Source organism: Geodermatophilus sp. SYSU D00698, from assembly GCF_054050335.1.
On the sequence record NZ_JBJGZD010000025.1, the window covers coordinates 1 to 24,956 of the forward strand.

The 24,956-nt window shown below is 74.6% G+C and carries 20 protein-coding genes; 9 read left to right on the forward strand and 11 right to left on the reverse strand.

What is annotated here, in order from left to right; genetic code table 11:
- Positions 1-177: 177 nt before the first annotated feature.
- Both gyrA and gyrB read right to left on the reverse strand, forming a co-directional pair.
- Complete coding sequence (gene gyrA, locus ACI8AB_RS19155; protein WP_456951419.1) at positions 178-2,646, reverse strand: DNA gyrase subunit A; 2,469 nt, start codon at positions 2,644-2,646, stop codon at positions 178-180.
- 113 nt (positions 2,647-2,759) lie between these two features.
- Positions 2,760-4,796, reverse strand: coding sequence for a DNA topoisomerase (ATP-hydrolyzing) subunit B (gene gyrB, locus ACI8AB_RS19160; RefSeq protein WP_456951420.1), 2,037 nt, complete (start codon positions 4,794-4,796; stop codon positions 2,760-2,762).
- A gap of 283 nt (positions 4,797-5,079) precedes the next feature.
- On the opposite strand from gyrB, the gene ACI8AB_RS19165 reads away from it, so the two are divergent.
- Complete coding sequence (locus tag ACI8AB_RS19165) at positions 5,080-6,594, forward strand: SDR family oxidoreductase (RefSeq protein ID WP_456951421.1); 1,515 nt, start codon at positions 5,080-5,082, stop codon at positions 6,592-6,594.
- 148 nt (positions 6,595-6,742) lie between these two features.
- On the opposite strand, the gene ACI8AB_RS19170 is transcribed toward ACI8AB_RS19165, so the two are convergent.
- The 7 genes from ACI8AB_RS19170 to dnaA all read right to left on the reverse strand — a co-directional run bounded on the left by ACI8AB_RS19170 (position 6,743) and on the right by dnaA (position 15,952).
- Positions 6,743-8,509, reverse strand: a complete 1,767-nt coding sequence (locus ACI8AB_RS19170; protein WP_456951461.1) for an ABC transporter ATP-binding protein — start codon at positions 8,507-8,509, stop codon at positions 6,743-6,745.
- The gene (locus ACI8AB_RS19175) at positions 8,506-9,282 is read right to left on the reverse strand and encodes a hypothetical protein (protein WP_456951422.1); all 777 of its coding nucleotides are present in this window, start codon (positions 9,280-9,282) and stop codon (positions 8,506-8,508) included. The genes ACI8AB_RS19170 and ACI8AB_RS19175 overlap by 4 nt, the downstream gene beginning before the upstream one ends.
- Before the next feature lie 13 nt (positions 9,283-9,295).
- Positions 9,296-9,796, reverse strand: coding sequence for a DUF721 domain-containing protein (locus tag ACI8AB_RS19180; RefSeq protein ID WP_387988640.1), 501 nt, complete (start codon positions 9,794-9,796; stop codon positions 9,296-9,298).
- Positions 9,789-10,967: a DNA replication/repair protein RecF gene (gene recF, locus ACI8AB_RS19185; RefSeq protein ID WP_456951423.1), complete on the reverse strand. Its 1,179-nt coding sequence runs from the start codon at positions 10,965-10,967 to the stop codon at positions 9,789-9,791. Before recF ends, ACI8AB_RS19180 begins: the two co-directional genes overlap by 8 nt.
- A 31-nt stretch (positions 10,968-10,998) precedes the next feature.
- Positions 10,999-11,931 carry a phosphogluconate dehydrogenase (NAD(+)-dependent, decarboxylating) gene (gene gnd / locus ACI8AB_RS19190; RefSeq protein ID WP_456951424.1) on the reverse strand — a complete coding sequence of 311 codons (933 nt, stop codon included), beginning with the start codon at positions 11,929-11,931 and terminating at the stop codon, positions 10,999-11,001.
- Positions 11,932-12,049: 118 nt separating this feature from the next.
- On the reverse strand, positions 12,050-13,237 hold the full coding sequence (gene dnaN / locus ACI8AB_RS19195; protein ID WP_456951425.1) for a DNA polymerase III subunit beta: 1,188 nt from the start codon (positions 13,235-13,237) through the stop codon (positions 12,050-12,052).
- An 852-nt stretch (positions 13,238-14,089) separates the two neighbouring features.
- Complete coding sequence (dnaA, locus tag ACI8AB_RS19200) at positions 14,090-15,952, reverse strand: chromosomal replication initiator protein DnaA (RefSeq protein ID WP_456951426.1); 1,863 nt, start codon at positions 15,950-15,952, stop codon at positions 14,090-14,092.
- Positions 15,953-16,677: 725 nt separating this feature from the next.
- Here dnaA and rpmH point away from each other — a divergent pair.
- The 8 genes from rpmH (at position 16,678) to ACI8AB_RS19240 (ending at position 22,472) form a co-directional block, all read left to right on the forward strand.
- Positions 16,678-16,815, forward strand: coding sequence for a 50S ribosomal protein L34 (rpmH, locus tag ACI8AB_RS19205; protein ID WP_040338882.1), 138 nt, complete (start codon positions 16,678-16,680; stop codon positions 16,813-16,815).
- 1 nt (position 16,816) lies between these two features.
- Entirely contained in the window at positions 16,817-17,236 is a 420-nt protein-coding gene (rnpA, locus tag ACI8AB_RS19210; RefSeq protein WP_456951427.1) for a ribonuclease P protein component, read from the forward strand.
- On the forward strand, positions 17,233-17,649 hold the full coding sequence (gene yidD / locus ACI8AB_RS19215; protein WP_456951428.1) for a membrane protein insertion efficiency factor YidD: 417 nt from the start codon (positions 17,233-17,235) through the stop codon (positions 17,647-17,649). The genes rnpA and yidD overlap by 4 nt, the downstream gene beginning before the upstream one ends.
- Positions 17,642-18,805, forward strand: coding sequence for a membrane protein insertase YidC (gene yidC, locus ACI8AB_RS19220; RefSeq protein WP_456951429.1), 1,164 nt, complete (start codon positions 17,642-17,644; stop codon positions 18,803-18,805). The genes yidD and yidC overlap by 8 nt, the downstream gene beginning before the upstream one ends.
- Positions 18,806-18,939: 134 nt before the next feature.
- Positions 18,940-19,542 carry a Jag family protein gene (locus tag ACI8AB_RS19225; RefSeq protein ID WP_456951430.1) on the forward strand — a complete coding sequence of 201 codons (603 nt, stop codon included), beginning with the start codon at positions 18,940-18,942 and terminating at the stop codon, positions 19,540-19,542.
- A gap of 38 nt (positions 19,543-19,580) precedes the next feature.
- Positions 19,581-20,195, forward strand: coding sequence for a 16S rRNA (guanine(527)-N(7))-methyltransferase RsmG (rsmG, locus tag ACI8AB_RS19230; RefSeq protein ID WP_456951431.1), 615 nt, complete (start codon positions 19,581-19,583; stop codon positions 20,193-20,195).
- Between the two features lie 91 nt (positions 20,196-20,286).
- Positions 20,287-21,399: a ParA family protein gene (locus ACI8AB_RS19235; protein ID WP_456951432.1), complete on the forward strand. Its 1,113-nt coding sequence runs from the start codon at positions 20,287-20,289 to the stop codon at positions 21,397-21,399.
- Positions 21,396-22,472 (forward strand): ParB/RepB/Spo0J family partition protein, encoded by a 1,077-nt coding sequence (locus ACI8AB_RS19240; protein WP_456951433.1) that lies wholly within the window; start codon positions 21,396-21,398, stop codon positions 22,470-22,472. Before ACI8AB_RS19235 ends, ACI8AB_RS19240 begins: the two co-directional genes overlap by 4 nt.
- Before the next feature lie 50 nt (positions 22,473-22,522).
- Here ACI8AB_RS19240 and ACI8AB_RS19245 read toward each other — a convergent pair whose 3' ends face one another.
- Positions 22,523-23,524, reverse strand: a complete 1,002-nt coding sequence (locus ACI8AB_RS19245) for a D-alanine--D-alanine ligase family protein (RefSeq protein WP_456951434.1) — start codon at positions 23,522-23,524, stop codon at positions 22,523-22,525.
- A gap of 1 nt (position 23,525) precedes the next feature.
- Positions 23,526-24,926 carry an aminotransferase-like domain-containing protein gene (locus ACI8AB_RS19250; RefSeq protein ID WP_456951435.1) on the reverse strand — a complete coding sequence of 467 codons (1,401 nt, stop codon included), beginning with the start codon at positions 24,924-24,926 and terminating at the stop codon, positions 23,526-23,528.
- Positions 24,927-24,956: the final 30 nt, after the last annotated feature.

Here is a 24,956-nt window from a genome sequence, read left to right on the forward strand (position 1 = left end):
CGCCGAGGAGCCGGCGGGGCCCGGGACGGTCGACGAGCCGGAGGAACTGCCTACGGCAGGCGCAGGACCCTGGCCTCCCAGGGCCTGAGCACGGCGGGGGGGGGGGGGGGGGGGGGGGGGGCGGGGGGGGCCGCCCCCCCCCCCCCCCCCCCCCCCACGCCTGCTCCCGGTTCCACCCTAGGCGGCGGGCTCGTCGTTGTCCGTCGTGCGCGCGATCGCCACGATCGACACGTCCTCGGGCAAGTTCATGAGCTTGACACCCATGGTGGCCCGGTCCTTGTTGTGGCGCACGCCGTTGACCGGCGTCCGGATCACGCCGCCGCCGGAGGTGATCGCGTACAGCTCGTCGCCGAGCCGGACCGCCAGCGCCCCGACCAGGGCGCCCTTGCGCGCCTTCGGGTCCGCGGTGAGCACGCCCTTCCCGCCGCGGCCCTGCGGCGGGTAGTTCTCGATGCCGGTCCGCTTGGCGAAGCCGCGCTCGGTGGCGACCAGGACGTCGACGCCCTCCTCCACGACCATCATCGACAGCAGCCGGTCACCGGGCGCCAGCGAGATGCCGCGCACCCCCTCGGTGGCCCGGCCCATCGGCCGCAGCGTGGCGTCGTCGGCCTTGAACCGGATCGACATCGCCGAGCGGGTGACCAGGAGCAGGTCCTGCTCCGGGTCGATCAGCGCCGCGCCGACCAGCTCGTCGCCGTCGCGCAGGTTGATCGCGATGACGCCGCCGCTGCGCGGGGAGTCGAAGTCCGAGAGCCGGGTCTTCTTCACCTGCCCGTTGGCCGTGGCCAGGACCAGGTACGGCGCGACGCCGTAGTCCTTGATCTGCATGACCTGGGCGATCCGCTCGTCCGGCTGGAACGCCAGCAGGTTGGCCACGTGCTGGCCGCGGGCGGTGCGGTTGGCCTCGGGCAGCTCGTAGGCCTTGGCCCGGTACACCCGGCCCTTGGTCGTGAAGAACAGGATCCAGTCGTGGGTGGAGCCCACGAAGAAGTGGTCGACGATGTCGTCCTGCTTGAGCTGGGCGCCCATCACGCCCTTGCCGCCCCGCCGCTGCGACCGGTAGAGGTCGCTCTTGGTCCGCTTGGCGTAGCCGGTGCGGGTGATGGTGACGACGACCTCCTCCTCCGCGATGAGGTCCTCCATCGTCACGTCGCCGTCGTTGGCCACGAACTTGCTGCGGCGCTCGTCGCCGTACTTCTCGACGATCTCCTCGAGCTCGGAGCGGACCAGCTGCCGCTGCCGCTCCGGGGAGTCGAGGATCGCCTGCAGGTCGGCGATGCGGGCCTCGATCTCGGCCAGCTCGTCGAGGATCCGCTGCCGCTCCAGCGCGGCCAGCCGGCGCAGCTGCAGGTCGAGGATCGCGGTCGCCTGGACCTCGTCGACGTCGAGCAGCTCCATGAGGCCGGTGCGGGCGGCCTCGGCGGACTCGCTGTTGCGGATGAGCGCGATGACCGCGTCGAGCTGGTCGAGGGCCTTGGCGTAGCCGCGCAGGATGTGCGCGCGCTCCTCGGCCTTGCGCAGCCGGTAGCGGGTGCGCCGGACGATGACCTCGATCTGGTGGTTGACCCAGTTGCGGACCAGCTCGTCCAGGCGCAGCGTCCGCGGGACGCCGTCGACGATCGAGAGCATGTTGCAGCCGAAGGAGGTCTGCAGCTGCGTGTGCTTGTACAGGTTGTTCAGCACGACCTTGGCCACGGCGTCGCGGCGCAGGGTGATGACCAGCCGGCGGCCGACGCGGTCGCTGGACTCGTCGGCGATCTCGCTGATGCCCTGCAGCCGGCCGTCCTTGACCGCCTCGGCGATCGCCTCGGCCAGGTTGTCCGGGTTGACCTGGTAGGGCAGCTCGGTGACGACGAGCTGCACGCGGCCGCGGCTGTCCTCCTCGACCGTGACGACGGCGCGCATCTTCACCGAGCCGCGGCCGGTGCGGTACGCGTCCTCGATCCCCTCGCGCCCGACGATCAGGCCGTGGGTCGGGAAGTCGGGGCCCGGGATCGCCTTCATGCAGGCGGTGAGGGCCTCCTCCGGCTCCGCGTCCGGGTTGTCGAGCATCCAGTAGGCGGCGTCGGCGACCTCGCGCAGGTTGTGCGGCGGCATGTTGGTCGCCATGCCGACGGCGATCCCCGCCGAGCCGTTGATCAGCAGGTTGGGGATCCGCGAGGGCAGGACCAGCGGCTCCTGCGTGCGGCCGTCGTAGTTCGCCTGGAAGTCGACGGTCTCCTCGTCGATGCCGGCCAGCATCTCCATGGCCAGCGGCGTGAGGCGGCACTCGGTGTAGCGCATGGCGGCCGGCGGGTCGTTGCCCGGCGAGCCGAAGTTGCCCTGGCCGTCGATGAGCGGGTAGCGCATCGACCACGGCTGGGCCAGCCGCACAAGGGCGTCGTAGATCGCCGAGTCACCGTGCGGGTGGTAGTTGCCCATGACCTCGGCGACCGGCCGGGCGCACTTGACGTAGCCGCGGTCGGGGCGGAAGCCCTGGTCGTACATGGCGAAGAGGACGCGGCGGTGCACGGGCTTGAGGCCGTCCCGCACCTCCGGCAGCGCGCGGCCCACGATGACGCTCATCGCGTAGTCGATGTAGCTGCGCTGCATCTCCTGCTGCAGGTCGACCGGCTCGACGCGGTCGCGGGCAGGGGTCTCGGTCACTGGTCAGATCTCCACGGGTGAGTGCACAGGAGTGGACGAACGCGCTGGTCGGGCGCCGTTTCCGGGGCGGGGGGCGGGCGTCGGACGCCGTGCCCCCGGCCCCGGTGCGGCGGCTAGACGTCCAGGAAACGCACGTCCTTGGCGTTGCGGGTGATGAAGCTGCGGCGGGCTTCGACGTCCTCGCCCATGAGCACGCTGAACAGCTCGTCGGCCGTCGCGGCGTCCTCGAGGGTGACCTGGCCCAGGAGGCGGGTCTCCGGGTTCATCGTGGTCTCCCACAGCTCGCTGGCGTTCATCTCGCCGAGACCCTTGTAGCGCTGGATGCCCTCCTCCTTGGGCAGCTTCCGGCCGGCCTCGGCGCCGGCCTTGAGCAGCGCGTCGCGCTCGCGGTCGGAGTACGCGTACTCGTCGCCGACCTTGCCGCCCCACTTGATCTTGTAGAGCGGCGGCCGGGCCAGGTAGACGTGCCCGGCCTCGACCAGCGGCCGCATGAAGCGGAACAGCAGGGTCAGCAGCAGGGTGCAGATGTGCTGGCCGTCGACGTCGGCGTCGGCCATGAGCACGATCTTGTGGTACCGGAGCTTCGACAGGTCGAACTCGTCGTGGATGCCGGTGCCGAAGGCGGTGATCATCGACTGGACCTCGGTGTTCTTGAGGACCCGGTCGATGCGCGCCTTCTCGACGTTGATGATCTTTCCGCGGATCGGCAGGATCGCCTGGAACATGGAGTCGCGGCCGGACTTGGCCGAGCCGCCGGCCGAGTCGCCCTCGACGATGTAGATCTCGGAGTTGCGCGGGTCGGTCGAGCGGCAGTCGGCGAGCTTGCCCGGCAGCGAGTTGTTGCTCAGCAGGTTCTTGCGGGCGAGCTTGCGGGCGTCCTGCGCGGCGCGGCGGGCGCGGGCGGCCGAGGCGGCCTTGGTGATGATGGTCTTGGCCTCGGTCGGGTTGGCCTCGAACCAGTGCGAGATCTGGTCGTTGCAGACCTTCTGCACGAAGCCCTTGACCTCGGTGTTGCCGAGCTTGGTCTTCGTCTGGCCCTCGAACTGCGGGTCGCCGATCTTGACCGAGACGATCGCGGCCAGGCCCTCGCGGATGTCCTCGCCGGTGAGCTTCTCGTCCTTCTCCTTGAGCAGCTTCTTCTCGACGGCGTAGCGGTTGACGATCGACGTCAGCGCCGCGCGGAAGCCCTCCTCGTGGGTGCCGCCCTCGTGCGTGTTGATGACGTTGGCGAAGGTGTAGACCGACTCGGAGTACGCGTCGGACCACTGCATCGCGACGTCGACCGACATGCGCATGTCGTTCTTGCCGGTGCCCTCGGCGCCGAAGCTGATGACCGAGCGGTGGATCGGCGTCCGCTTGGCGTTGATGTGGCCGACGTAGTCGATCAGGCCGCCCTCGTAGTGGTAGGTGACCTCGGTGGCCTCGAAGGCCTCCTGCTCGGCACCGGGCTGCGGGGCGGACTCGGCGACCGACACCTCGCCGGCCACGCCGGTCTCGGCCTTGCCCTGGCCGGGCCGCTCGTCGCGCAGGACGATCTTCAGGCCCTTGTTGAGGAAGGCCATCTCCTGCAGCCGGCGGCTGATGGTGTCGAACGAGTAGGTCGTCGTCTCGAAGATGCCGCCGTCGGCCCAGAAGGTGATCTGGGTGCCCTGCTTGGAGGTCGGACCGACCTCCTCCAGCTTGCCGGGCTTGGCGAAGTCGTAGGACTGGTGCCACTCGCGGCCGTCGCGCCAGATGCGGACGTCCAGCGCGGTGGACAGCGCGTTGACGACGGTGACGCCGACGCCGTGCAGACCGCCGGAGACGCCGTAGCTCTTGCCGTCGAACTTGCCGCCCGCGTGCAGGACGGTCATGACGACCTCGACGGTCGGCCGCTTCTCGACGGGGTGCAGGTCGACGGGGATGCCGCGGCCGTTGTCCTCGACGCGGACGCCGCCGTCGGCCAGCAGGGTGACCCGGACGGTGTCGCAGTAGCCGGCCAGCGCCTCGTCCACGGCGTTGTCCACGACCTCCCACACCATGTGGTGGAGGCCGCGCTCACCTGTGGAGCCGATGTACATGCCGGGCCGCTTGCGGACCGCCTCGAGCCCCTCGAGGACGGTGATGGAGCTGCCGGAGTAGGAGTTCTCGGTCTTCGGTCGAGCGACCACGTGGGGCCCTTCTGTCGCGCTCCCGGCATGCGGGCACCTCTCCTCGGAGAGGGGCCCCGGGGGCGCACAGCGCCGCTCAGCCGGATGCTGGGGATTCCTGTCCTCCATGTTACCGGGTCCACCGACAGAAACCGCGTCGCGCAGGCCCTCAGGCCGCCGCTGCGCCACTCGCGGCTCGCGACGTACCACCGGTGTTGCCCCGGGGGTCGACACGCCCGCCCAGGGGGCGCTGGGCCGGTCGACCGGACGGCACCGTCCGCCGGCGACTCCCAGACTGGTCGACATGCAGCCCGCAGCCCGCTCCCTCACCTGTCTCGTCACCGGCGCGACCGGGTACGTCGGCGGCCGGCTGGTCCCGGAACTGCTGGCCGCCGGCCACCGGGTCCGGGTCCTCACCCGCTCACCGCGCAAGCTGCGCGACGTCCCCTGGCGGGACCGGGTCGAGGTCGCCGAGGGCGACGCCGGCGACGCCGACGCCGTCCGCCGCGCCTGCGAGGGCGCCGACGTCGCCTACTACCTGGTCCACTCGCTGGCGATCGGCCGCGAGTTCGAGGAGCGGGACCGGCACACCGCGCAGGTCATGGCCGACGCGGTGCGGGAGGCCGGCGTCGGGCGGCTGGTCTACCTGGGCGGGCTCGAGCCGCAGGACGAGGAGCTGTCCCCGCACCTGCGCTCGCGGGCGGAGGTGGCGCGCATCCTGCTCGACTCCGGCGTGCCCACCGTGGTGCTGCGGGCCGCGGTCATCCTCGGCTCGGGCTCGGCGTCGTTCGAGATGCTGCGCTACCTCACCGAGCGGCTGCCGGTCATGGTCACGCCCCGCTGGGTGCACAGCCGCATCCAGCCGATCGCCATCCGCGACGTGCTCCGCTACCTGGTCGGCTGCGCCACGCTGCCGCCGGACGTGCACCGCTCCTTCGACATCGGCGGACCCGACGTCATGGACTACGCGCACATGATGCAGCGGTACGCCGAGGTCACCGGGCTGCCGCGGCGGCGGATCCTGCCCGTCCCGATCTTCACGCCGTCGCTGTCCAGCCACTGGGTCGGCGTCATCACGCCCGTCCCGGCGTCGATCGCCCGGCCGCTGGTCGAGTCGCTGCGCAACACCGTCGTCTGCGCCGAGCACGACATCGCGCGGTACGTGCCCGACCCCCCGGAGGGCCTGCTCGGCTTCGACGAGGCGGTGCGCCTGGCGGTGCAGAAGGTCCGCAACAACGCCGTCGACACCCGGTGGACCGGCGCCTCGGTGCCCGGGGCGCCGTCGGACCCGCTGCCCTCCGACCCCGACTGGGCCGGCGGCAGCCTGTTCCTCGACGAGCGGACGCGGGAGACCGACGCCTCGCCGGAGGCCCTGTGGCGGGTGGTCGAGGGCATCGGCGGGGAGACCGGCTGGTACAGCTTCCCGCTGGCCTGGGAGGTGCGCGGCTGGCTGGACCGCGCCGTCGGCGGGGTGGGGCTGCGCCGCGGCCGGCGCGACCCCAGCGACCTCTACGTCGGCGACGCGCTGGACTGGTGGCGGGTGGAGGAGTTGGAGGAGGGCCGGCTGCTGCGGCTGCGCGCGGAGATGCGGCTGCCCGGCCTGGCCTGGCTCGAGTTCCACGTGGAACGTGCCGAGGACGGGCGCACCCGGCTGCGCCAGAAGGCGACCTTCCACCCCTTCGGCCTGCTCGGGCAGCTCTACTGGTGGGGCATCTCGCCGTTCCACGGCGTCGTCTTCGGCAGCATGGTCCGCAACCTCTGCAAGGCCGCGGAGGCGCAGGACGGCAAGGGCGCGACGGCGGCCTCGCGAGCCGCGTAGCACCTCGTCGGCCTGCCGGCCGACACCGCGGTCAGATCCCGTCCCCCGGCTGCTCGGAGCCTTCCCGGCGCTCGATCGCGGGACCCTCCGGGCCCGCTCCTCCCGCCGCCCCGCAGGGCGGCCCACCCGGCGATCCCGCGGCCGCCCGTCAGACCAGGAGCTGGGCGGAGGCGAGCTCGCGGTAGAGGGGGCTGGTCTCCACCAGCTCGGCGTGCGTGCCGCGAGCGACGACCCGGCCGCCGTCGAGGACGACGATCTGGTCGCTGTCGAGCACGGTGGACAGCCGGTGGGCGACGACGAGCAGCGCCCGGTCGGCGGCCGCGGCGGCCAGCGTCTCGCGCAGCAGGCTCTCGTTGCGGGCGTCGAGGCTGGCGGTCGGCTCGTCGAGCAGCAGCAGCGCGGGGCGGGCCAGCAGCGAGCGCGCGATGGCCAGCCGCTGCCGCTCGCCGCCGGACAGCAGCACGCCCTCGTCGCCGACCGGCACGTCCAGCCCGCGGGCCGAGCGCTGCACCACGCCGGTCAGCCCGACGTCGGCGAGCACCGCCCACAGCTCGTCGTCGCCGGCGTGCGGCGCGGCCAGCAGCAGGTTCTCCCGCACCGTCCCGGCGAGGACCGGCGCCTCCTGCTCGACGTAGCCCAGCTGCGCGCGCAGTGCCGCACGGGGCAGCTCGCGGACGTCGGTGCCGGCCCACCGGATGGCCCCGCCGGTCAGCGGGTAGAAGCCCTCCACCAGGGCGAGCACCGTGGACTTCCCCGCGCCGGACGGCCCGACCAGCGCCACCCGGCCGCCCGCCGGCACGGTGAGCGAGACCCCGCGCAGCACCTCCGTGCCGTCGGGGTAGGCGAACGAGACGTCGTCGAGCTCGAGCAGCGGGACACCGGGCGCCGGTGCGCGCGGGGCGGTCGTCACGCCGCCCACCTCCGCGACGGCGTCCCGCTCGGGCTCGAGGACCAGCACCTCCTGGATGCGGGCCAGCGCGCCGAGCCCGGTCTGCAGCTGGGTCCACGCCGAGACCGCCTGGCCCAGCGGCATGACCAGCAGGAACAGGTACAGGATGAAGGCGACCAGGTCGGCGACGGCGATCGAGCCGGTGGCCACCCGGTACCCGCCGAGCCCGAGGACGGCGAGGAACGCGCCCTGCACGGCGATCGACCCGGCCGGCGCGACCAGCGCCTGCACCCGCGCCACCGAGACCCCCGCCCGGTAGGCCCGCGCCGCGCTGTCCCCCACCGCGTCGACCTCGCGCGCGGTGGCGCCACTGGCCCGGATGGTGCGCACCGCCGACAGCGCCCGCTCGACGGCCGCCGTCATCGCGCCGACCTCCTCCTGCGCCAGCCGCGAGAGCCGGCGCACCCGCCGGCTGGTGCTGACCACGACCGCCATGCCGACCGCGACCGCGCCGAGCGTGACCAGCAGCAGCCAGACGTCGACCAGCGCCATGGCCACGAGCGCGCCGATCCCGACCACCGCGGAGCCGGCCACCTCGACGACGCCGGAGGTGACGGTGGCGCGCAGCAGCGTGGTGTCGGCACCCACCCGCGACATCAGGTCGCCGGTGCGCCGCCGGTCGTACTCGGCCACGGGCAGCCGCAGCAGCCGGTCGGCCACGGTGCGCCGGGTGGTGAGGACGACGCCCTCGCCGGTGCGCTGCAGCAGGTAGGACTGCCCGGCGTCCAGCACCGCCCCGGCGACCAGGACCAGGACCAGCGCGGCGACGGCGGGCAGCAGCGGCCGGCCGGCGCCGACGGCGGCGATGACCCGCCCGGTGAGCGCCGGCTGGGCCAGCGCGGCGGCCGCGCCGACCAGCGACAGCCCGGCGGCCAGCAGCAGCGGCCGCCGGTGCGGGCGGAGGAGGGGCAGCAGGTCGCGCAGCCCCGCCGCGGCCGGTGGGGCGGCGGCCTCGGCGGCGCTCAGGAGACGCCGGCCAGGGCGGCGACCATCGCCCCCAGCAGGCGGGCGTGGTGCTCGATCAGCTCGGGCCGCTGCCCGTCCGGGCGGACCGCGGCGAGGTGGCCGGCGGCCGTCCAGAACTCGTCGCCGTCGTCCGAGGCCATCAGCAGCCCGCGCACCGTCTGGTCACCGACCAGCCGGCGGACCGCCTCGCCGTCCTCGGCGGCGAGCAGCACCCAGCGGGCGTCGAAGGCCTCGTCACCGCTGGGCACGTGCAGCAGGCCGCCGGTGCGGTGCCGCCAGAACCGGGCCGGGGACAGCCGCAGGCCGGGCAGCGGCAGCAGCACCGGTGCCGCGGTGACCGCCCACTCGGGCACGGTGTACCGCTTGTCGGTGAACACGACGTCGAAGGCGACCAGCTCGAGGGTCCCGGCGCGCCCGCGCATCACCCCCGCCGGCCGGTGGTCCTTGGTGGCGCGGACCGGTGCGGTGGCCACCAGCTCGGCGAGGACGGCGTCCTGGGGCGCGGTGCCGTCGGAGATCTCCCAGCCGTGCTGCAGCGCCCAGCCCTGCGCCCCGACGGTGTCGCCCTGGTAGCGGAACACCTGCTCGACGACGCCGGGGGTGCGCTGCCGCGGAGCGGGCGGGGCCCAGGAGACGACCGGCCCGGGGCGGGCCGGCTCCTGCTCCCGGTCGCCGTCGCCCGGCCCGCCCTCGCCGAGGTGGGCCGGCTCCTGCCAGCCGTCCCGGTCGCGCGGGTCGTCGTCGCGGGGTCTGTCGTCGTGCGGGCTGCTCATCGGGGCACCGTCCTCATCCGTACGTGTCGCGGGGCCCCCGTCCGCGGACCGACCGCGGACCCTTCTTCCAGCTGGGGGCCGTCGGACCGACAACGCGCAGCCGGGTCACCACGTCCCCGCCGACCTGGGCGCGCAGCCTGGCGAGGATCGTCGGGGCGAGCAGCCGCAGCTGGGTGGCCCAGGCGGTGGACTCCGCGACGACGAGCAGCTCGCCCTCGGTCAGGGTCTCCGGGCGGCAGTGCGCGGCGATGTCGGGGCCGACCAGCGCCGACCAGCGGCCGAACACCGCGCCGACCCGGGTCTGCTCCGACCAGTCCTGCGCGCTGACCAGCGAGTCGACCAGCCGGCCCAGCGGCTGCGGGTCGTCGTCGCCCGGGCGCGGGCCCGTCCACCTCCGCCGCGGGCCCGCCACCCGGCGGCGGGTGGGCGCCGGGCGGGCGGCCGACGCCGCGCGGGCCGCCTCCAGCGCGGCGCGGGCGATGTCGCTGGGCCGGGCCGGCCGCTCGTCAGCCACCGTCGACCTCCTCGCCGTCGGCGCCCGCCTCGACCAGCGTCGCCGTCCCCTCGCCCACCTCGACCCGGGCGCCGCGGAGCTCGCCGGGCACGTCGTCGAGGACGGCGGCCGTGATGAGCGTCTGCTCGGCGCCCCGGGCGACCTCGGCCAGCGCCGCCCGCCGGCCGGCGTCGAGGGTGGCGAAGACGTCGTCGAGGACCAGGATCGGCTCCTCCCCGTCGGCGCGCAGCAGGCCGAAGCAGCCGAGCTTGAGCGCGAGCGCCAGCGACCAGGACTCGCCGTGGCTGGCGAAGCCCTTGGCCGGGGCCGGGCCCAGGTGCAGGACGAGGTCGTCGCGGTGCGGGCCGACCAGCGTCATCCCCCGGTCCACCTCGTCGCGGCGCCGCTCGGCGACCCGCTCGCGCAGCGCCACGGACAGCTCCGCCGCCGACGGCGTCGCGGTGCCCTCGGGCAGCGGGGCGCCGTCGCCGGCCAGCGGCACGGTGCTCGCGTAGCCCAGGCCTGCGGCCGCGGCGCCCGCGCCGGCCACGGTGGCGTAGGCGCGGGCGACGTGCGGCGCGAGGTCGGCGACCAGCGCCAGCCGGGCGGCCAGCAGCTGCCCGCCGAGCTCGACGAGGTGGGCGTCCCAGACGTCGAGGGTGGCCAGCGCGTCGCCCCGGGCCAGCCGGGCGGTCTTGAGCAGGGCGTTGCGCTGCTTGAGCACCCGCTCGTAGTCGCTGCGCACCCCGGCCAGCCGCGGCGTGCGGCTGACCAGCAGGTCGTCGAGGAAGCGGCGCCGCTCGGCCGGGTCGCCGCGCACCAGCGCGAGGTCCTCGGGGGCGAACAGCACGCTCTTCACCAGCCCGAGCAGCTCGCGCGGGCGCGGCAGCGCCGCCCGGTTCACCCGCACCCGGTTGGCCCGGCCCGGGTTGACCTCCACCTCGACCAGCAGCTCGCGGTCCTCCCGGCGCAGCGCCGCCCGGACGACGGCCTGCCCCGCGCCGTGGCGCACCAGCGGCGCGTCGGCGGACACGCGGTGGCTGCTCATGGTCGCGAGGTAGCCGACCGCCTCGACGAGGTTGGTCTTGCCCTCGCCGTTGCGGCCGACGAACACCGTCGGGCCGGGCCGCAGCGCCAGGTCGACCTTCTCCCAGCTGCGGAAGTCGACGAGCTGGAGGTGCCGGACGTACATCAGCGTCCGGCGGGGAGGACGACGACCGTGCTCACGCCGGCCGCTCGACCTCCTGCGCCCTGACGGCGTGCACCGCGTGCCCGCCGAACTGCTGGCGCAGCGCGGCGACCGCCTTCATCGTCGGCGAGTCGTCCTGCCGGGAGACGAACCGGGCGAACAGCGACGCGGCGATCGTCGGCATGGGGACGGCGTGGTCGATGGCCTCCTGCACCGTCCACCGGCCCTCCCCGGAGTCCTCGGCGTAGCCGCTGATCTTCTCCAGCTGCGGGTCCTCCTGCAGCGCGCGGACCAGCAGGTCCAGCAGCCACGAGCGGATGACGGTGCCCTGCGTCCAGGACGCGATGACGCCGGGCACGTCCTCGACCAGGTCGACGGCGGCGAGCAGCTCGTAGCCCTCGCCGTAGGCCTGCATCAGCGCGTACTCGATGCCGTTGTGGACCATCTTCGCGTAGTGGCCCGCACCCACCGGGCCGGCGTGCACGAAGCCCGCCCCCGGCATCTCCTGCCCGGACTCGTCGGTCGGCGTCGGCGGCCGGAGCGCGTCGAACACCGGCTGCACCTTGGCGACGTCGTCCTTCGAGCCGCCGACCATGAGGGCGTAGCCGTTCTCCAGGCCCCAGACGCCGCCGGAGACGCCGGCGTCGACGTAGCCGACGCCCTTCTCGCCGAGCATCTCGGCGTGCACCTTGTCGTCGGTGAACTTGGAGTTCCCGCCGTCGACGACGACGTCGCCGGGTTCGAGCAGCTCACCGAGCTGGCGCACCGTCTCCCGGGTCGGCTCGCCGGCCGGGACCATCACCCACACCACCCGCGGCGCGGACAGCGCGCCGACCAGCGCCTCGAGACTGTCGACGTCCCGCTTCTCCGGGTGGTGGTCGAAGCCGACCACCTCGTGGCCGGCGCGGCGCAGCCGCGTGGCCATGTTGCCGCCCATCTTGCCCAGCCCGATCAGCCCCAGCTGCACGGCTCAGTCCTTCCCTCGCGGTCGTCATGGCACGGGCGCACGCGACGGTGCGGGTGCCCGCGGTGTGCGGTGCCCTCCCGGGCTGCCCGGGACACCTCCGGGCTGACGTCGGCCGACGTCAGCCCGGCAGGCGCACCGGCATGATCAGGTAGCGGTAGCTGCCGGGGCGCTCCACCGGGCGCTCGCCGCCGTCCTCGTCGTCCGTGGCCGGGTCCTCGACGCCGGAGAGCACCGCGGGCTTGAGCGGGCTGGTGAAGTCCATCCGCGCCCGGCCGGTGTGCACCGCGGCCAGCCCGTCCAGCAGGAACGTCGGGTTGAAGCCGATGGTCAGCGGGTCGCCCTCGAACTCGACGTCGCAGCGCTCCTCGGCCTGGCCCTCGTCGTCGCTGCCGCCGGCGCGCAGCGTGACCTGGCCGGGGGTGAACTCGCAGCGCAGCGGGGTGCCGCGCTCGGCGACCAGGGCGACGCGCTTGGCGGCGTCGGTGAACTGCACGACCGGCAGCGTGGCGTACGCCGCCGACTCGCTCGGCATGATCGCGCGGTACTTGACGAACTCGGCGTCCAGCAGCCGGGTGGTGGTCTGCCGGTCCTTGCCCGACAGGCCGAGGATGCCCTCGCCGGACCCGCTGGAGGACAGCGAGACCACGATCTCCGGGCCGCTGGTCAGGGTCCGGGCGGCGTCGGCGAGCGTGCGCGCCGGGACCAGCACCGCGGCCGAGATGCCGGGGGTCTCCGGGCGCCAGGCGAACTCGCGCACGGCCAGCCGGTAGCGGTCGGTGGCGGCGAGGGTCACCCGGTCGTCGTCGATCTCCAGCCGGACGCCGGTGAGCATGGGGAGGGTGTCGTCGCGGCCGGCAGCGACGGCGACCTGGCCGACCGCCTCGGCGAACACGTCGCTGTCGACCACGCCGGCCGACGACGGCATCGCCGGCAGCGACGGGTAGTCCTCCACCGGCAGCGTGGGCAGGCTGAACCGCGCGTTGCCGCAGGTGATCGCCAGCCGCGGGCCGTCGGCGCGGACGTCGACCGGCTGCGGCGGCAGCGCGCGGGTGATCTCGGCGAGCAGCCGGCCCGGGACCAGCACGCGGCCGCTCTCCCCCGCCTGCACGTCGACCTCCGCGCGCGCGGAGACCTCGTAGTCGAAGCCGGAGACCGACAGCTGGCTGCCGTCGACCTCGAGCAGGATGCCGGCGAGGACCGGCACCGACGGCCGCGGCGGGAGGCTGCGCGCCGTCCACGCGACGGCATCCGCGAGCACCTCGCGTGTCACCCGGAACTCCATGACCGACCCACCCCAGCTCTGCACGGCCCACTGCTGTCGTCTGCGCACCCCGGTGCCCCGGCGTCCGTGCGGACCGGGAACGGGGCTCCGTGTCTGTTGCGTCGTTCATCGTGCCCGTCGGGGTGTGGATGGGGGAACCCGGGACCCGATCAGGTGGCCGCTCCTGCTTCCTCCTGCTCTCCGCTGCCGTCCCGCTGCGGCCCCGGGGCCCCTCCGGGCCGCAGCGTCCCCACCCCTACTGGGGTTCGAGAAAACCCGGATCTATCTCCCTCATCTCCGTCATCACCGGTGTGGAAGCTGGGGATCGGGCCCCTTCTCGCAGGTCAGCGCCCGAGTCGACATGTTGGTTCGCTGTGGGGAAGTCACGTGCCGTTGTTGTCGACACGTGGACATCTCGACGGCGGTGCACAGGCGTCGCCGTCTCTCCACTCCCCGTCCCCGCTGCACCCCCGGTCTGTCCCCAGTCCGTGCCCAGGCCCCCGGCGACCGCGCCGGCCGGCGACGGGCGCGGGTGGGGACGGCGGCCCTCCGAGGGCACGAAAGCGCAGGTCACCACGGCGGAACGTCGCTGGATGCACACACTGGGGAACCACCTGGGGACGACACCCGGTGCCGCGGCTCCCCGGAGCGGTCCGGTCACACCGGGATGACGATCTCCCCAGGGTGTGCACATCCCTGGGGACAACTCGGCGGCATGTCGACACGGCGGGAGCCGGTGACCGCCCGGCAGCCGCGGGACGACGGGCGACGACCGGTCCCCGCCGCCGCCCACCGGCTGTGGACAGCCGGCCCGTGTCTCCACCGCGTGTCTCCACCGCGGCGGGGAGGGGACGGCCGCCGACGGCCGACCGATGGCCCTCCGAGGGGCCGCCGGGGCTACTGGCGGGCGCGGCTCTTGATGCGCGCGGTCAGCTCGGTGACCTGGGTGTAGGTCGCCCGGCGCTCGCTCATCAGGTTGGTGATCTTCTTGACCGCGTGCATGACCGTGGTGTGGTCCTTGCCGCCGAAGGAGGCCCCGATCCGCGGCAGGGACAGCTCGGTGAGCTCCCGGCACAGGTACATGGCGATCTGGCGGGCGTTGACCAGCGTGCGGCTGCGGTTGGAGCCCTGCAGCTCCTCCATCGTCACGGAGAAGTACTCCGCGGTCGCGGCCATGATGATCGCCGCGGTGATCTGCGGGCCCTGCTCGTCGCTGATGAGGTCCTTGAGCACGAGCTCGGCCAGCGGCAGGTCGACCTGCTGCTTGTTGAGGCTGGCGAAGGCGGTGACCCGGATCAGCGCGCCCTCGAGCTCGCGGATGTTGGTCTGCACCTTGCTGGCGATGAACTCCAGCACCGGGTCGGGCACCTGCAGCCGCTCGCCGTAGGCCTTCTTGCGCAGGATCGCGATGCGGGTCTCCAGGTCCGGCGCCTGGACGTCGGTGATCAGCCCCCACTCGAACCGCGTGCGCAGCCGGTCCTCGAGCGTCGTCAGCTTCTTCGGCGCCCGGTCGGAGGTGATGACGATCTGCTTGCTCGCGTTGTGCAGCGTGTTGAAGGTGTGGAAGAACTCCTCCTGCGTCCGCTCGGCGCGCTCCAGGAACTGGATGTCGTCGATGAGCAGGAAGTCGATGTCCCGGTAGCGGCGGCGGAAGTCCTCGGCCCGGCCGGAGTGCACCAGGTTGATGAACTCGTTGGTGAACTCCTCGGTGCTGACGTAGCGCACCCGCACGTTGGGGAACATCCGCGCCGCGTAGTGCCCGATCGCGTGCAGCAGGTGCGTCTTGCCCAGCCCGGAGTCGCCGTAGACGAACAGCGGGTTGTAGGCCCGCGCCGGGGCCTCGGCGACGGCGACCGCCGCGGCGTGGGCGAACCGGTTGCTGTTGCCGATGACGAAACTGTCGAAGACGTACTTGGGGTTCAGCCCCGGGTCCAGGCCGGCCGGCGGACGGCGGTCACCGAACAGCGGCACCGCCGTGCCGGACGCGCGGCCGGGGGACCCGCCGCGCTGCGGCGCGGGCTCGTCGGCGCCGTCGGGGGCGGCGTCACCGAGGTCGAAGGGCAGCACCTCGGCGCCCTCCCCGACGCGCGGGCCGCGGCGGCGGCCGGTGCGCCCGCGGCTCGCGGGGCTCCAGTCGGTGCCGCCCCACTCCCCCACGCCGTCACCGGCGGGTGCCGGCGCGTCGGCGGGGGACGACACCTCCCGGCGCGCGGCGTCCCGGCGGGCGGCGTCGGCCCGGCCGGCGTCGTAGGGCTCGAAGGGGCCGGCCTCGTACGGGGCCGACTCGTAGGACGCCGGCTCGTACGGCGAGGACTCGTAGGGGCCCGGCTCGAACGGCGCGGGCTCGAAGCCGGCACGGTCGAGCGGACGCGCGTCGCTGCGCACCCCGAAGGCGCTGCGGCCGTCGTCGGCCCGCTCGCGGTCCTCGTCGCTGGGGGCGGCGTCCACCGGCGTCCACGGCCGGCGGGTCGGCTGCTCCTCGGGCGCGGGCGCCGAGGCGGGGGCGTCCTCGAGCTGGATGGCGACGCCGATGTCCCGGCCGAGCTGCTCGGACAGCGCCTCGGCCAGCACCCGGCGCATCCGCGACTCGAGCACGGTCTGGGTGAACTCGTTGGGCGCGGCGAGCACGGCGGTGCCACCGACCAGGCCCACCGGCCGGGTCAGGTTGAGCATCGCGTTCTGCTGCCGGGTGAGGCTGGTCGCCAGCCGCTCGCGGACCGAGTCCCAGACCTCCGCCAGGTCCACCGCGGCATCGGCCATGACCGTGTCCTCCCCTTGCAGTTCGTCCCCGCTGTCCGACCTCCGGCGTCCTCGGGAGCCGGCGTCCCCGGTGCCGCGGCTGCCCGGGAAGTGGACATCCTGGACACCCGGGTTCCACACGAGTGTCCACAGGCTGTGCACGACCGGCGACATGGTGCCGTGTCGACCTGTGGATGTCAGGTCGCAGCGGTGTCGTCGCTGGTCGGGAGGGAGGTCGTGATACGGCTCGAGACGGACTGCGGTCAGGTCGACCGGGTGGTCGGCCCCCGTACCGGGCGGTCTGCCCGGACCGGAGCGACGGCGACGCTAACAGCCCCGTCCACAGCCCGGCAACGACGTCCGGGGACGCCTGGGACGGCCGGTGCGCGTGTCGTTCGGCGTGTCGTCCCCGGCCGGTCGGCGTGCCGACACCGACCGTCCGCCCGGAGGGTGCAACCTGGCGGGTCGCCGTCGGCGAGCCGGTCGCGTGACCGGGACCGCGGGAACGGCGTCCTCGGGCGCCGCCGTCCTCGGTTATGCTGGTCGGAGTCTGTGGACCGGTAGCGGTGCGCGGACGCGGTCGTCCGCCGGATCCCGGCGCCGTCCGTGTCCCGGGCCGCCGGTGCCGGGGCCCACAGCGCCAGCCTCGCGGGGTCCCGCGGAGTGGCCCCGCCGCTCCCGGAGCCCCGCCGCGTGCCTGCCCACCGGCCGGCCGCACCACCGATGTCCTGCCGTAGGAGTACCCCGTGAGCAAGCGCACCTTCCAGCCGAACAACCGCCGCCGGTCCAAGACCCACGGCTTCCGGCTGCGGATGCGCACCCGCGCAGGCCGCGCGATCCTCGCCGGCCGCCGCCGCAAGGGTCGCGAGAAGCTCTCCGCCTGAGGTGCTGCCCGCGCAGGCCCGCCTGCGCCGGCGTCCGGAGTTCACCGCGGTCGTCCGGTCGGGCCGGCGTGCCGGTCGGCCGACCATGGTGCTCCACTACCTCCCCGTCCGACCCCCGGCCCGCACGGCCGGGGGTCTCGACGTGCCCGGGGACGGGACGCCCGCCGGGCCCCGTGCCGGGTTCGTGGTCGGCAGGGCGGTCGGCAACTCCGTGGTCCGGCACCGCGTGACCCGGCAGCTGCGCGCCGCCGTGCGCGAGGAGCTCGGCCGGCTGCCGGCCGGCGCCGACCTCGTCGTCCGGGCACGCCCCGACGCCGCGACGGCGACCTCCGCGCAGCTGCGCCGCGACCTGGCCGCCGGCCTGGACCGGGTGCTCGCGGAGCGGTCCCGGCCGTCGGCCGAGCGGACGCGGTCCTCGTGAGCGCCCCCGCGGCCCGGCGTCCCGGACCGGTGGCCCGCGCGCTGCTGGCCGCCGTCGGCTTCTACTCCCGCGCCGTCAGCCCCGCGCTGCCGCCGCGCTGCCGCTTCGCCCCCACCTGCAGCGCCTACGCCGCCGAGGCGGTCGCCGTCCACGGCGCCGCCCGCGGGTCGTGGCTGGCGCTGCGGCGGCTGCTCAAGTGCGCGCCCTGGCACCCCGGCGGCTACGACCCGGTCCCCGCCCCGCACGTGGGCCGGGGACGCCCCGGAACCGGCGGCGACGGCCGCACGTCGATGACAGCGGCACCCGCGGCCCCCGCCGACGGCGTGCCCGCCGCCGACGGTGCCCGTCGCCCCGCCCCCGAGACCCCGCCGGCGTCCCGCCGGGCCCCGCAGGAGGAGTCCTCCGTTGCTTGACTGGCTCTACACCGCCATCGCCTTCGTCATGAAGACGTGGCACTCGGTGTTCTCGACGTTCCTCGACCCGGCCGGTGGCATCACCTGGGCGCTGTCGATCGTGTTCCTCGTCGTCACCGTCCGGCTGCTGCTGTTCCCGCTGTTCGTCAAGCAGATCAAGAGCCAGCGGGCGATGCAGGAGATCCAGCCGGAGATCCAGCAGCTGCGCAAGCAGTACGGCGCGGACCGCCAGGGCTTCAGCCAGGCGATGATGGCGCTGCAGAAGGAGCGCGGGGTCAACCCGCTGGCCGGCTGCCTGCCGATCCTCCCGCAGATCCCGGTCTTCCTCGCGCTGTTCCACGTGCTGCGCCGGCTGCGGCCGGGCGCTCCCGGTCTCTACAGCTGGGACGACCAGCTCACCGACCAGGCCGCCAAGGCGGAGCTGTTCGGGGCGCCGATCTCCTCGTCGTTCACCATGTCGGGTCAGAAGGCCACCGACATCCTGGCGCTGCCCGGCGTCAGCCAGGGTGGCATCCGCACGGTCGCGCTGATCCTCATGGTGGTCATGTGCGTGACGACCTACGTCACGCAGAAGCAGATCATGAAGCGCTCGGGCCCGGTCGAGGGCCAGGCCGCGATGGTGCAGAAGCTGCTGCTCTACGGCATGCCGATCAGCCTCTTCGTCACCGGCTTCTTCTTCCCCATCGGCGTCCTCCTGTACTGGATGACGAACAACCTGTGGACCCTGGGTCAGCAGTTCTTCATCCTGCGCAAGATGCCCCCGCCCGGCAGCCCCGCCGCCAAGGCGAAGGCCGCGGCCGAGAAGCCCGCGATCGACCCCAAGACGCTCGCCCCCCGGCCCGGCGCCAAGCCGGTGCGCGGCAAGGGCGGCCGGCCGCCGGCCGCCGGCGTCGAGCTGACCAAGGGCGGCGCCGACGGGGCCCCCGCGGACGCCACCCCGGCCGGCGGGAACGGCGCCACCGGCACCGGCGGCGGCGCGAACGGCACCGGCAGCGGGAACGGGGCCGGGGGCGGCGGCACGGCCGGCGGGGCGACCGCCGCGGGCGGGACCGCCTCCGGGGGCCGCACCGGCGGCGGGAACCGCGCCCCCCGGCCCGCGAACCGCGGCCCGCACGGCCGGCCCGCCGGCACCGGCGGCAAGCGCAAGCGCCGCTAGACCCCGGTCCGCGGCGAACGGCGTCCCCCGACGCCGCTCGCCGCGGACCCGCCGGGAGGAGCAGCGACCACGCGCCCTCCGGCCTCCGACCTCCGGGCCCGCCCCGGCCGCCCGCACCGACTGGAGGTACCTCCGTGAGCGTCCCGAACCACACCGCACCGGCCGAGACCCCCGACCTCCCCGACGCCGACGACGACAGCACCGACGCCGTCCTCGAGCCCACCGACGAGGTCGCGTCCGCCCCCTCGGGGAACGGCCGCGCCGCCGCCACCGGCACCGACCTGCTCGTCCGCGAGGGCGACGTCGCCGGCGACTACCTCGAGCGCCTGCTCGACATCCTCGACGTCGACGGGGACATCGACCTCGACGTCGAGGGCGACCGCGCCTCGGTCGCCATCGTCGGCGGCGACCTCGACGACCTCGTCGGCTCCGACGGCTCCGTCCTGGAGGCGCTGCAGGAGCTCACCCGGCTGGCCGTCGCCCAGGCCACCGGCGTCCGCAGCCGGCTGATGCTCGACATCGGCGGCTACCGGGCCCGGCGGCGCGCGGACCTCACCTCCATGGCCGCCGAGGCCGCCCGCCGGGTCGCCGGCACCGGGCAGCCCGAGCGGCTCGCGCCGATGAACCCCTTCGAGCGCAAGGTCGTCCACGACGTCGTCGCCGGCGTCGCCGGGGTGCGCAGCGAGTCCGAGGGCGAGGAGCCCCACCGCCGCGTCGTGGTCCTGCCGGAGCGGTGAGCGACACTCCCGTCCCGTCCGCCCCACCCGCCCCGGAGGTGGCCGCCTCCGTCTTCGGGGCGGGGCTGCCCGGCGCCGAGCGCTACGTCGCCCGGCTCGCCTCCGACGGCGTCACCCGCGGGCTGATCGGCCCGCGGGAGGTCCCACGGCTGTGGGAGCGGCACGTGCTCAACAGCGCCGCCGTCGCCGAGGCCGTGCCCGAGGGGGCCCGGGTGGTCGACGTCGGCAGCGGCGCCGGCCTCCCGGGGATCCCGCTCGCGCTGGCCCGGCCGGACCTGCGGATGACCCTGGTGGAGCCCATGGCCCGCCGGGTCGAGTTCCTCGAGGAGGTCGTCGCCGAGCTCGGCGCCCCGTGGCGCGTGGTCCGCGGCCGCGCCGAGGAGCGCTCGGTGGTGACCGCCGTCGGCCCGGTCGACGTCGTCACCGCCCGGGCGGTCGCCGCGCTGCCCCGGCTGCTCGGCTGGAGCCGCGGACTGCTGCGGCCCGGCGCGCAGCTGGTGGCCCTCGTCGGCGCCCGCGCGGTGGAGGAGCTGCCCGCGCTGCTCCCCGAGCTGGAGGCCGCGGGCATGCGGGACGTCCACGTCCGGGCTGTCGGCGCCGGGCTGGGGGACGCTGCCACTACCGTGGTGGTGATGACGCGGGGCCGACGGTGAGGCCCCGCGGGACGACGACGGCGTTCCACGTGGAACGCGACCAGGTACCCGTCCCGTTCCACGTGAAACGGGTCGGCAGGGAGGACCCGCGATGACCGACCCGGGCCAGCGGCTGCGCAGCAGCCTCGCGGCCGACTCGGCGGCCCACTCCGGCGGGGACTTCGACAGTCCCATCGCGATGGAGGCGCTGCGGGCCACCCGGGTGCTGCACGCCGCCGACCAGGAGCCGTTCCCCGCACCCGGGCGCATCCGGGTCATCACCGTCGCCAACCAGAAGGGCGGCGTCGGGAAGACCACCTCCACGGTCAACCTGGGCGTGGCGCTGGCGCTCTACGGCCTGCGGGCGCTGGTCATCGACCTCGACCCGCAGGGCAACACCAGCACCGCCCTCGGCGTGGAGCACACGGTGGGGACGCCGTCGATCTACGACGCCCTCGTCGGGGACAGCTCGCTGGCCGACGTCGTCCACCCGACGACGGCCAGCCCGAACCTGCGCTGCGTCCCGGCGACGATCGACCTGGCCGGCGCGGAGATCGAGCTGGTCTCCGTCGTCGCCCGCGAGTACCGGCTGCGCCGGGCGATCGAGGGCTACATCCACGGCCTGCCCGAGGACCAGCGCCCGCACTACGTCCTCATCGACTGCCCGCCGTCGCTGGGCCTGCTGACGCTCAACGCGCTGGTGGCCGGCGACGAGGTGCTCATCCCGATCCAGTGCGAGTACTACGCGCTGGAGGGCCTGGGCCAGCTGCTCAACAACATCGAGCTGGTGCGCGCGCACCTCAACCCGGGGATCGCCGTCCGCACCATCCTGCTGACGATGTACGACGGCCGCACCAAGCTCGCCGACCAGGTCGCCGAGGAGGTCCGCAGCCACTTCGGGGACCTGGTGCTGGCGACGGTCATCCCGCGCAACGTCCGGGTGTCCGAGGCGCCGGGGTACGGGCAGTCCGTGCTCACCTACGACCCGGGCTCGCGCGGCTCCACCAGCTACGTCGAGGCCGCGCGCGAGCTCGCCGAGCGCGGCGTCGGCCTGGAACCGATCGACGTCCGGCCCATGGGCCCCCCGCCGCCGCCCCCCGCGCCGGCGACCGCGCCGATGCCCGCCGTCCGGCCGGGCACCGCCCGGCACGCCGACCCGGCGTTCACCGGCACCGACGCCGCCGTCCTGCCCGTTCCGACCTCCGTCGACGAGGAGACCCGATGAGCAAGCGTGGTGGCCTCGGCCGGGGTCTCGCGGCGCTGATCCCCACCGCCCCTCCGGTCGAGCAGCCGACGCCGCCCGAGGCCGACGGCCCGGCTCCGGCCGCCCCCGAGACGGGTGGGACGCCCGGGACTGGTGGGGCGCCGGCGCCGGTCACCCTGCTGCCACCGGCGGCGCAGGCGGCCGCGACGGTCGCCGCGCAGGCCGCGTCGTCTCCGGGCACGGCCGCGGTCGGCGTCCCCGGCGCGCAGCTGCGCGAGGTCGCCGTCAGCGACGTCGTCCCCAACCCGCGCCAGCCGCGGCAGGTCTTCGACGACGAGGCGCTCGAGGAGCTCACCCACTCGGTGCGCGAGTTCGGCCTGCTGCAGCCGATCGTCGTGCGCGAGCGCACCGACGGCGACGGGGGTGCGCCCTACGAGCTCATCATGGGCGAGCGGCGGCTGCGGGCTGCGCGCGCGGCCGAGCTGGAGACGGTGCCGGCGATCGTCCGGGACACCGAGGACGACGCGCTGCTCCGCGACGCGCTGCTGGAGAACATCCACCGCGTCCAGCTCAACCCGCTGGAGGAGGCGGCGGCCTACCAGCAGCTGCTGGAGGAGTTCGGCGCCACCCACGAGGAGCTGGCGCAGCGGATCGGCCGCAGCCGCTCACAGGTCACCAACACCATCCGGCTGCTGAAGCTGCCGGTGAAGGTCCAGACCCGGGTCGCCGCGGGCGTCATCTCCGCCGGGCACGCGCGGGCGCTGCTGGGCCTCGACGACGCCGAGGCGCAGGAGGCCCTGGCCGCCCGGATCGTGGCCGAGGGGCTGTCGGTGCGCGCCACCGAGGAGGCGGTCGCGCTCGCCGTGGCCGAGCAGCCGGCCTCCCGCCGCCGCGCCCGCCGGATCAGCGCGCCGGGTGTCGAGGACCTCGCCGGCCGGCTGTCCGACGTCTTCGAGACCAAGGTGAAGATCCAGATCGGCCGGGCCAAGGGCCGCATCGTCGTCGAGTTCGGCTCGGTCGACGACCTGCAGCGCATCATCGGCCAGATGGCGCCGGACCTGACCGGCCGCCGCGAGGAGTCGGAAGGCGCCTGACGAGAAAGGCCCGGTTCCGTCACGGACGGAACCGGGCCTCTGTCTCTACGTCACCGCGAGCTCTGCGCCCGGCGGGTGAGCAGCCGCGAGAGGACCTCGCCCAGGTCGTGCCCGGCGGCCTCGACCGCCATGGGGAACATGGAGGTCTCGGTCAGCCCCGGGGAGACGTTCACCTCGAGGAAGTGCACCTCGCCGTCGGGCGAGACGATCGCGTCGGTGCGGGACAGGTCCGCGAGGCCCAGCGCCCGGTGCACTCGCACCGCGACCTCGGCCGCGCGAGCCGCGACGTCCTCGGACACGCGGGCCGGCGCGTGGTACTCGGTCAGCCCGGGCGTGTAGCGGGCGGTGTAGTCGAAGACGCCGGACTCCGGGGCGATCTCCACCGCCGGCAGCGCCTCCGGCCCCTCCCCCAGGTCGACCACCGACAGGGCCAGCTCCACGCCGTCGACGAACCGCTCGACGAGGACCGTGTCGCCGTAGGCGAAGCAGCTGACCATCGCCGCGGGCAGGTCCTCGACGCGGGTGACCTTCTGCGCGCCCAGCGCCGAGCCGCCCGAGGCCGGCTTGACCATCAGCGGCAGCCCGAGCCGGGCGACGATTAGGTCGAGGACGGCGCCGGCGCCCAGCTCGCGGAAGGTGCTGTGCGGCAGCGCCACCCAGTCCGGCGTCGTCACCCCGGCCGTGCGCACCACCGACTTGGCCGCGGGCTTGTCCCAGGCCAGCCGGCAGGCCGCGGCCGGGGAGCCGACGTAGGGGACGCCGGCCAGGTCGAGGACCGCGCGCAGGGCGCCGTCCTCGCCGGTGGCACCGTGCAGGGCGATGAACACCGCGTCGGCGGGGGCGGCGGCCAGACCGGGCAGCAACTCGGCGTCGGCGTCGCGCAGCTCGGCGTCGACACCGACGCGGGCCAGCTCCTCCACCACCTGGGTGCCCGAGGACAGGCTGACCTCGCGCTCGAAGGTCAGGCCACCGGCCAGGACGACGGCACGCAACGCGGTCTCCTCGTCCTCCGGGGCGGCCGGTGCGGCGGGGTCGGTCACGGGTCCGGTCACGTCAGTCCTCGATCCGGTCGCTGCTGGCGGGGCCGACGATCGTCTCGGCGGTGGTGTCGGTCCGGCCGACGGCGCGGAAGGTGCCGGTGTCGACGGCGTCGAAGGTGGAGTGCAGGTCCAGCTCGGCCTCGATGACCCGGGCCAGCCGGCGCACGCCCTCCCGGATCTGGTCCGGCTCGGGGTAGCAGTAGGACAGCCGCATGTACTCGCGGCCCGACCCGTCGGCGTAGAAGCCGATGCCCGGGACGTACGCGACGTGCGCGCCCACCGCGCGCGGCTGCATGAGCTTGGAGTCCAGGCCGTTCGGGAGCTTCAGCCACACGTAGAAGCCGCCGTCGGGCCGGGTCCAGGTGGTGCCCGGGGGCATCAGGGCGTCGAGCGACTCCAGCGTGGCGTCGCGCCGCTCCCGGTACAGCTCGGTGAACAGCTTGATCTGCTCGCGCCAGGGCTGGGTGTCCAGGTACCGGGCGACGGCGTACTGGGTGAGCGAGGGCGGGCAGAGCACCTGCGCCTCGGTGGCCAGCACCAGCTTCTCGCGGACGGCGAGCGGCGCGAGCACCCAGCCCACCCGCAGGCCCGGGGAGAAGGTCTTGGAGAACGAGCCGAGGTAGATGACCCGCTGCGCGTCGCGGGCCCGCAGCGCGCGCATCGGCTCGTGGTCGAAGCCGAGCAGGCCGTAGGGGTTGTCCTCGATGACCAGCAGGTCGTAGCGGTCGGCGATGTCGACGATCGCCTGGCGGCGCGGCTCGGAGAGCGTCACGCCGGCCGGGTTGTGGAAGTTGGGCACCGTGTAGAGGAACTTGACCCGGTCGCCGTTGGCCCGGCACTCGAGCAGCGCCTGCTCCAGCGCCTCCGGGACCAGCCCGTCGTCGTCCATGGCGACGTGCTTCACCCGCGCCTCGGCGGCCTGGAAGACCCCGAGCGCGCCGACGTAGGACGGGCCCTCGGCGAGGATGACGTCGCCCGGGTCGCAGAAGACGCGGGTCACCAGGTCCAGGGCCTGCTGCGAGCCGACGGTCACCACGACCTCGCTGGGCGAGGCGTCGGTGATGCCCTCGAGCGCCATGACGTCGCAGATGCGCTCGCGCAGCCGCGGGTCGCCCTGGCCGGAGCCGTACTGCAGGGTCTGCGCGCCCATGCCGCTGACCAGCTCGCCGATCATCGAGCCGACGGCGTCCAGCGGCAGTGCGGTGACGGCGGGCATGCCGCCGGCCAGCGAGACCACCTCCGGCCGGCTGACGACGGAGAAGAGTGCGCGGATCTCCGAGCTCTTCATGCCGTGCGTGCGGGCTGCGTACCGGTCGGCCAGCGGGTCCAGCCGCGGGTGGCGGGGCACCACGTGCCCGTGCTGCTGCGGCGGCGTGCGGTGCGGCTGGCCGTGCGACGGCGGGAGAGAGGCCACGGACCGAGTGTAGGGAGGCCGCCGCGAGCG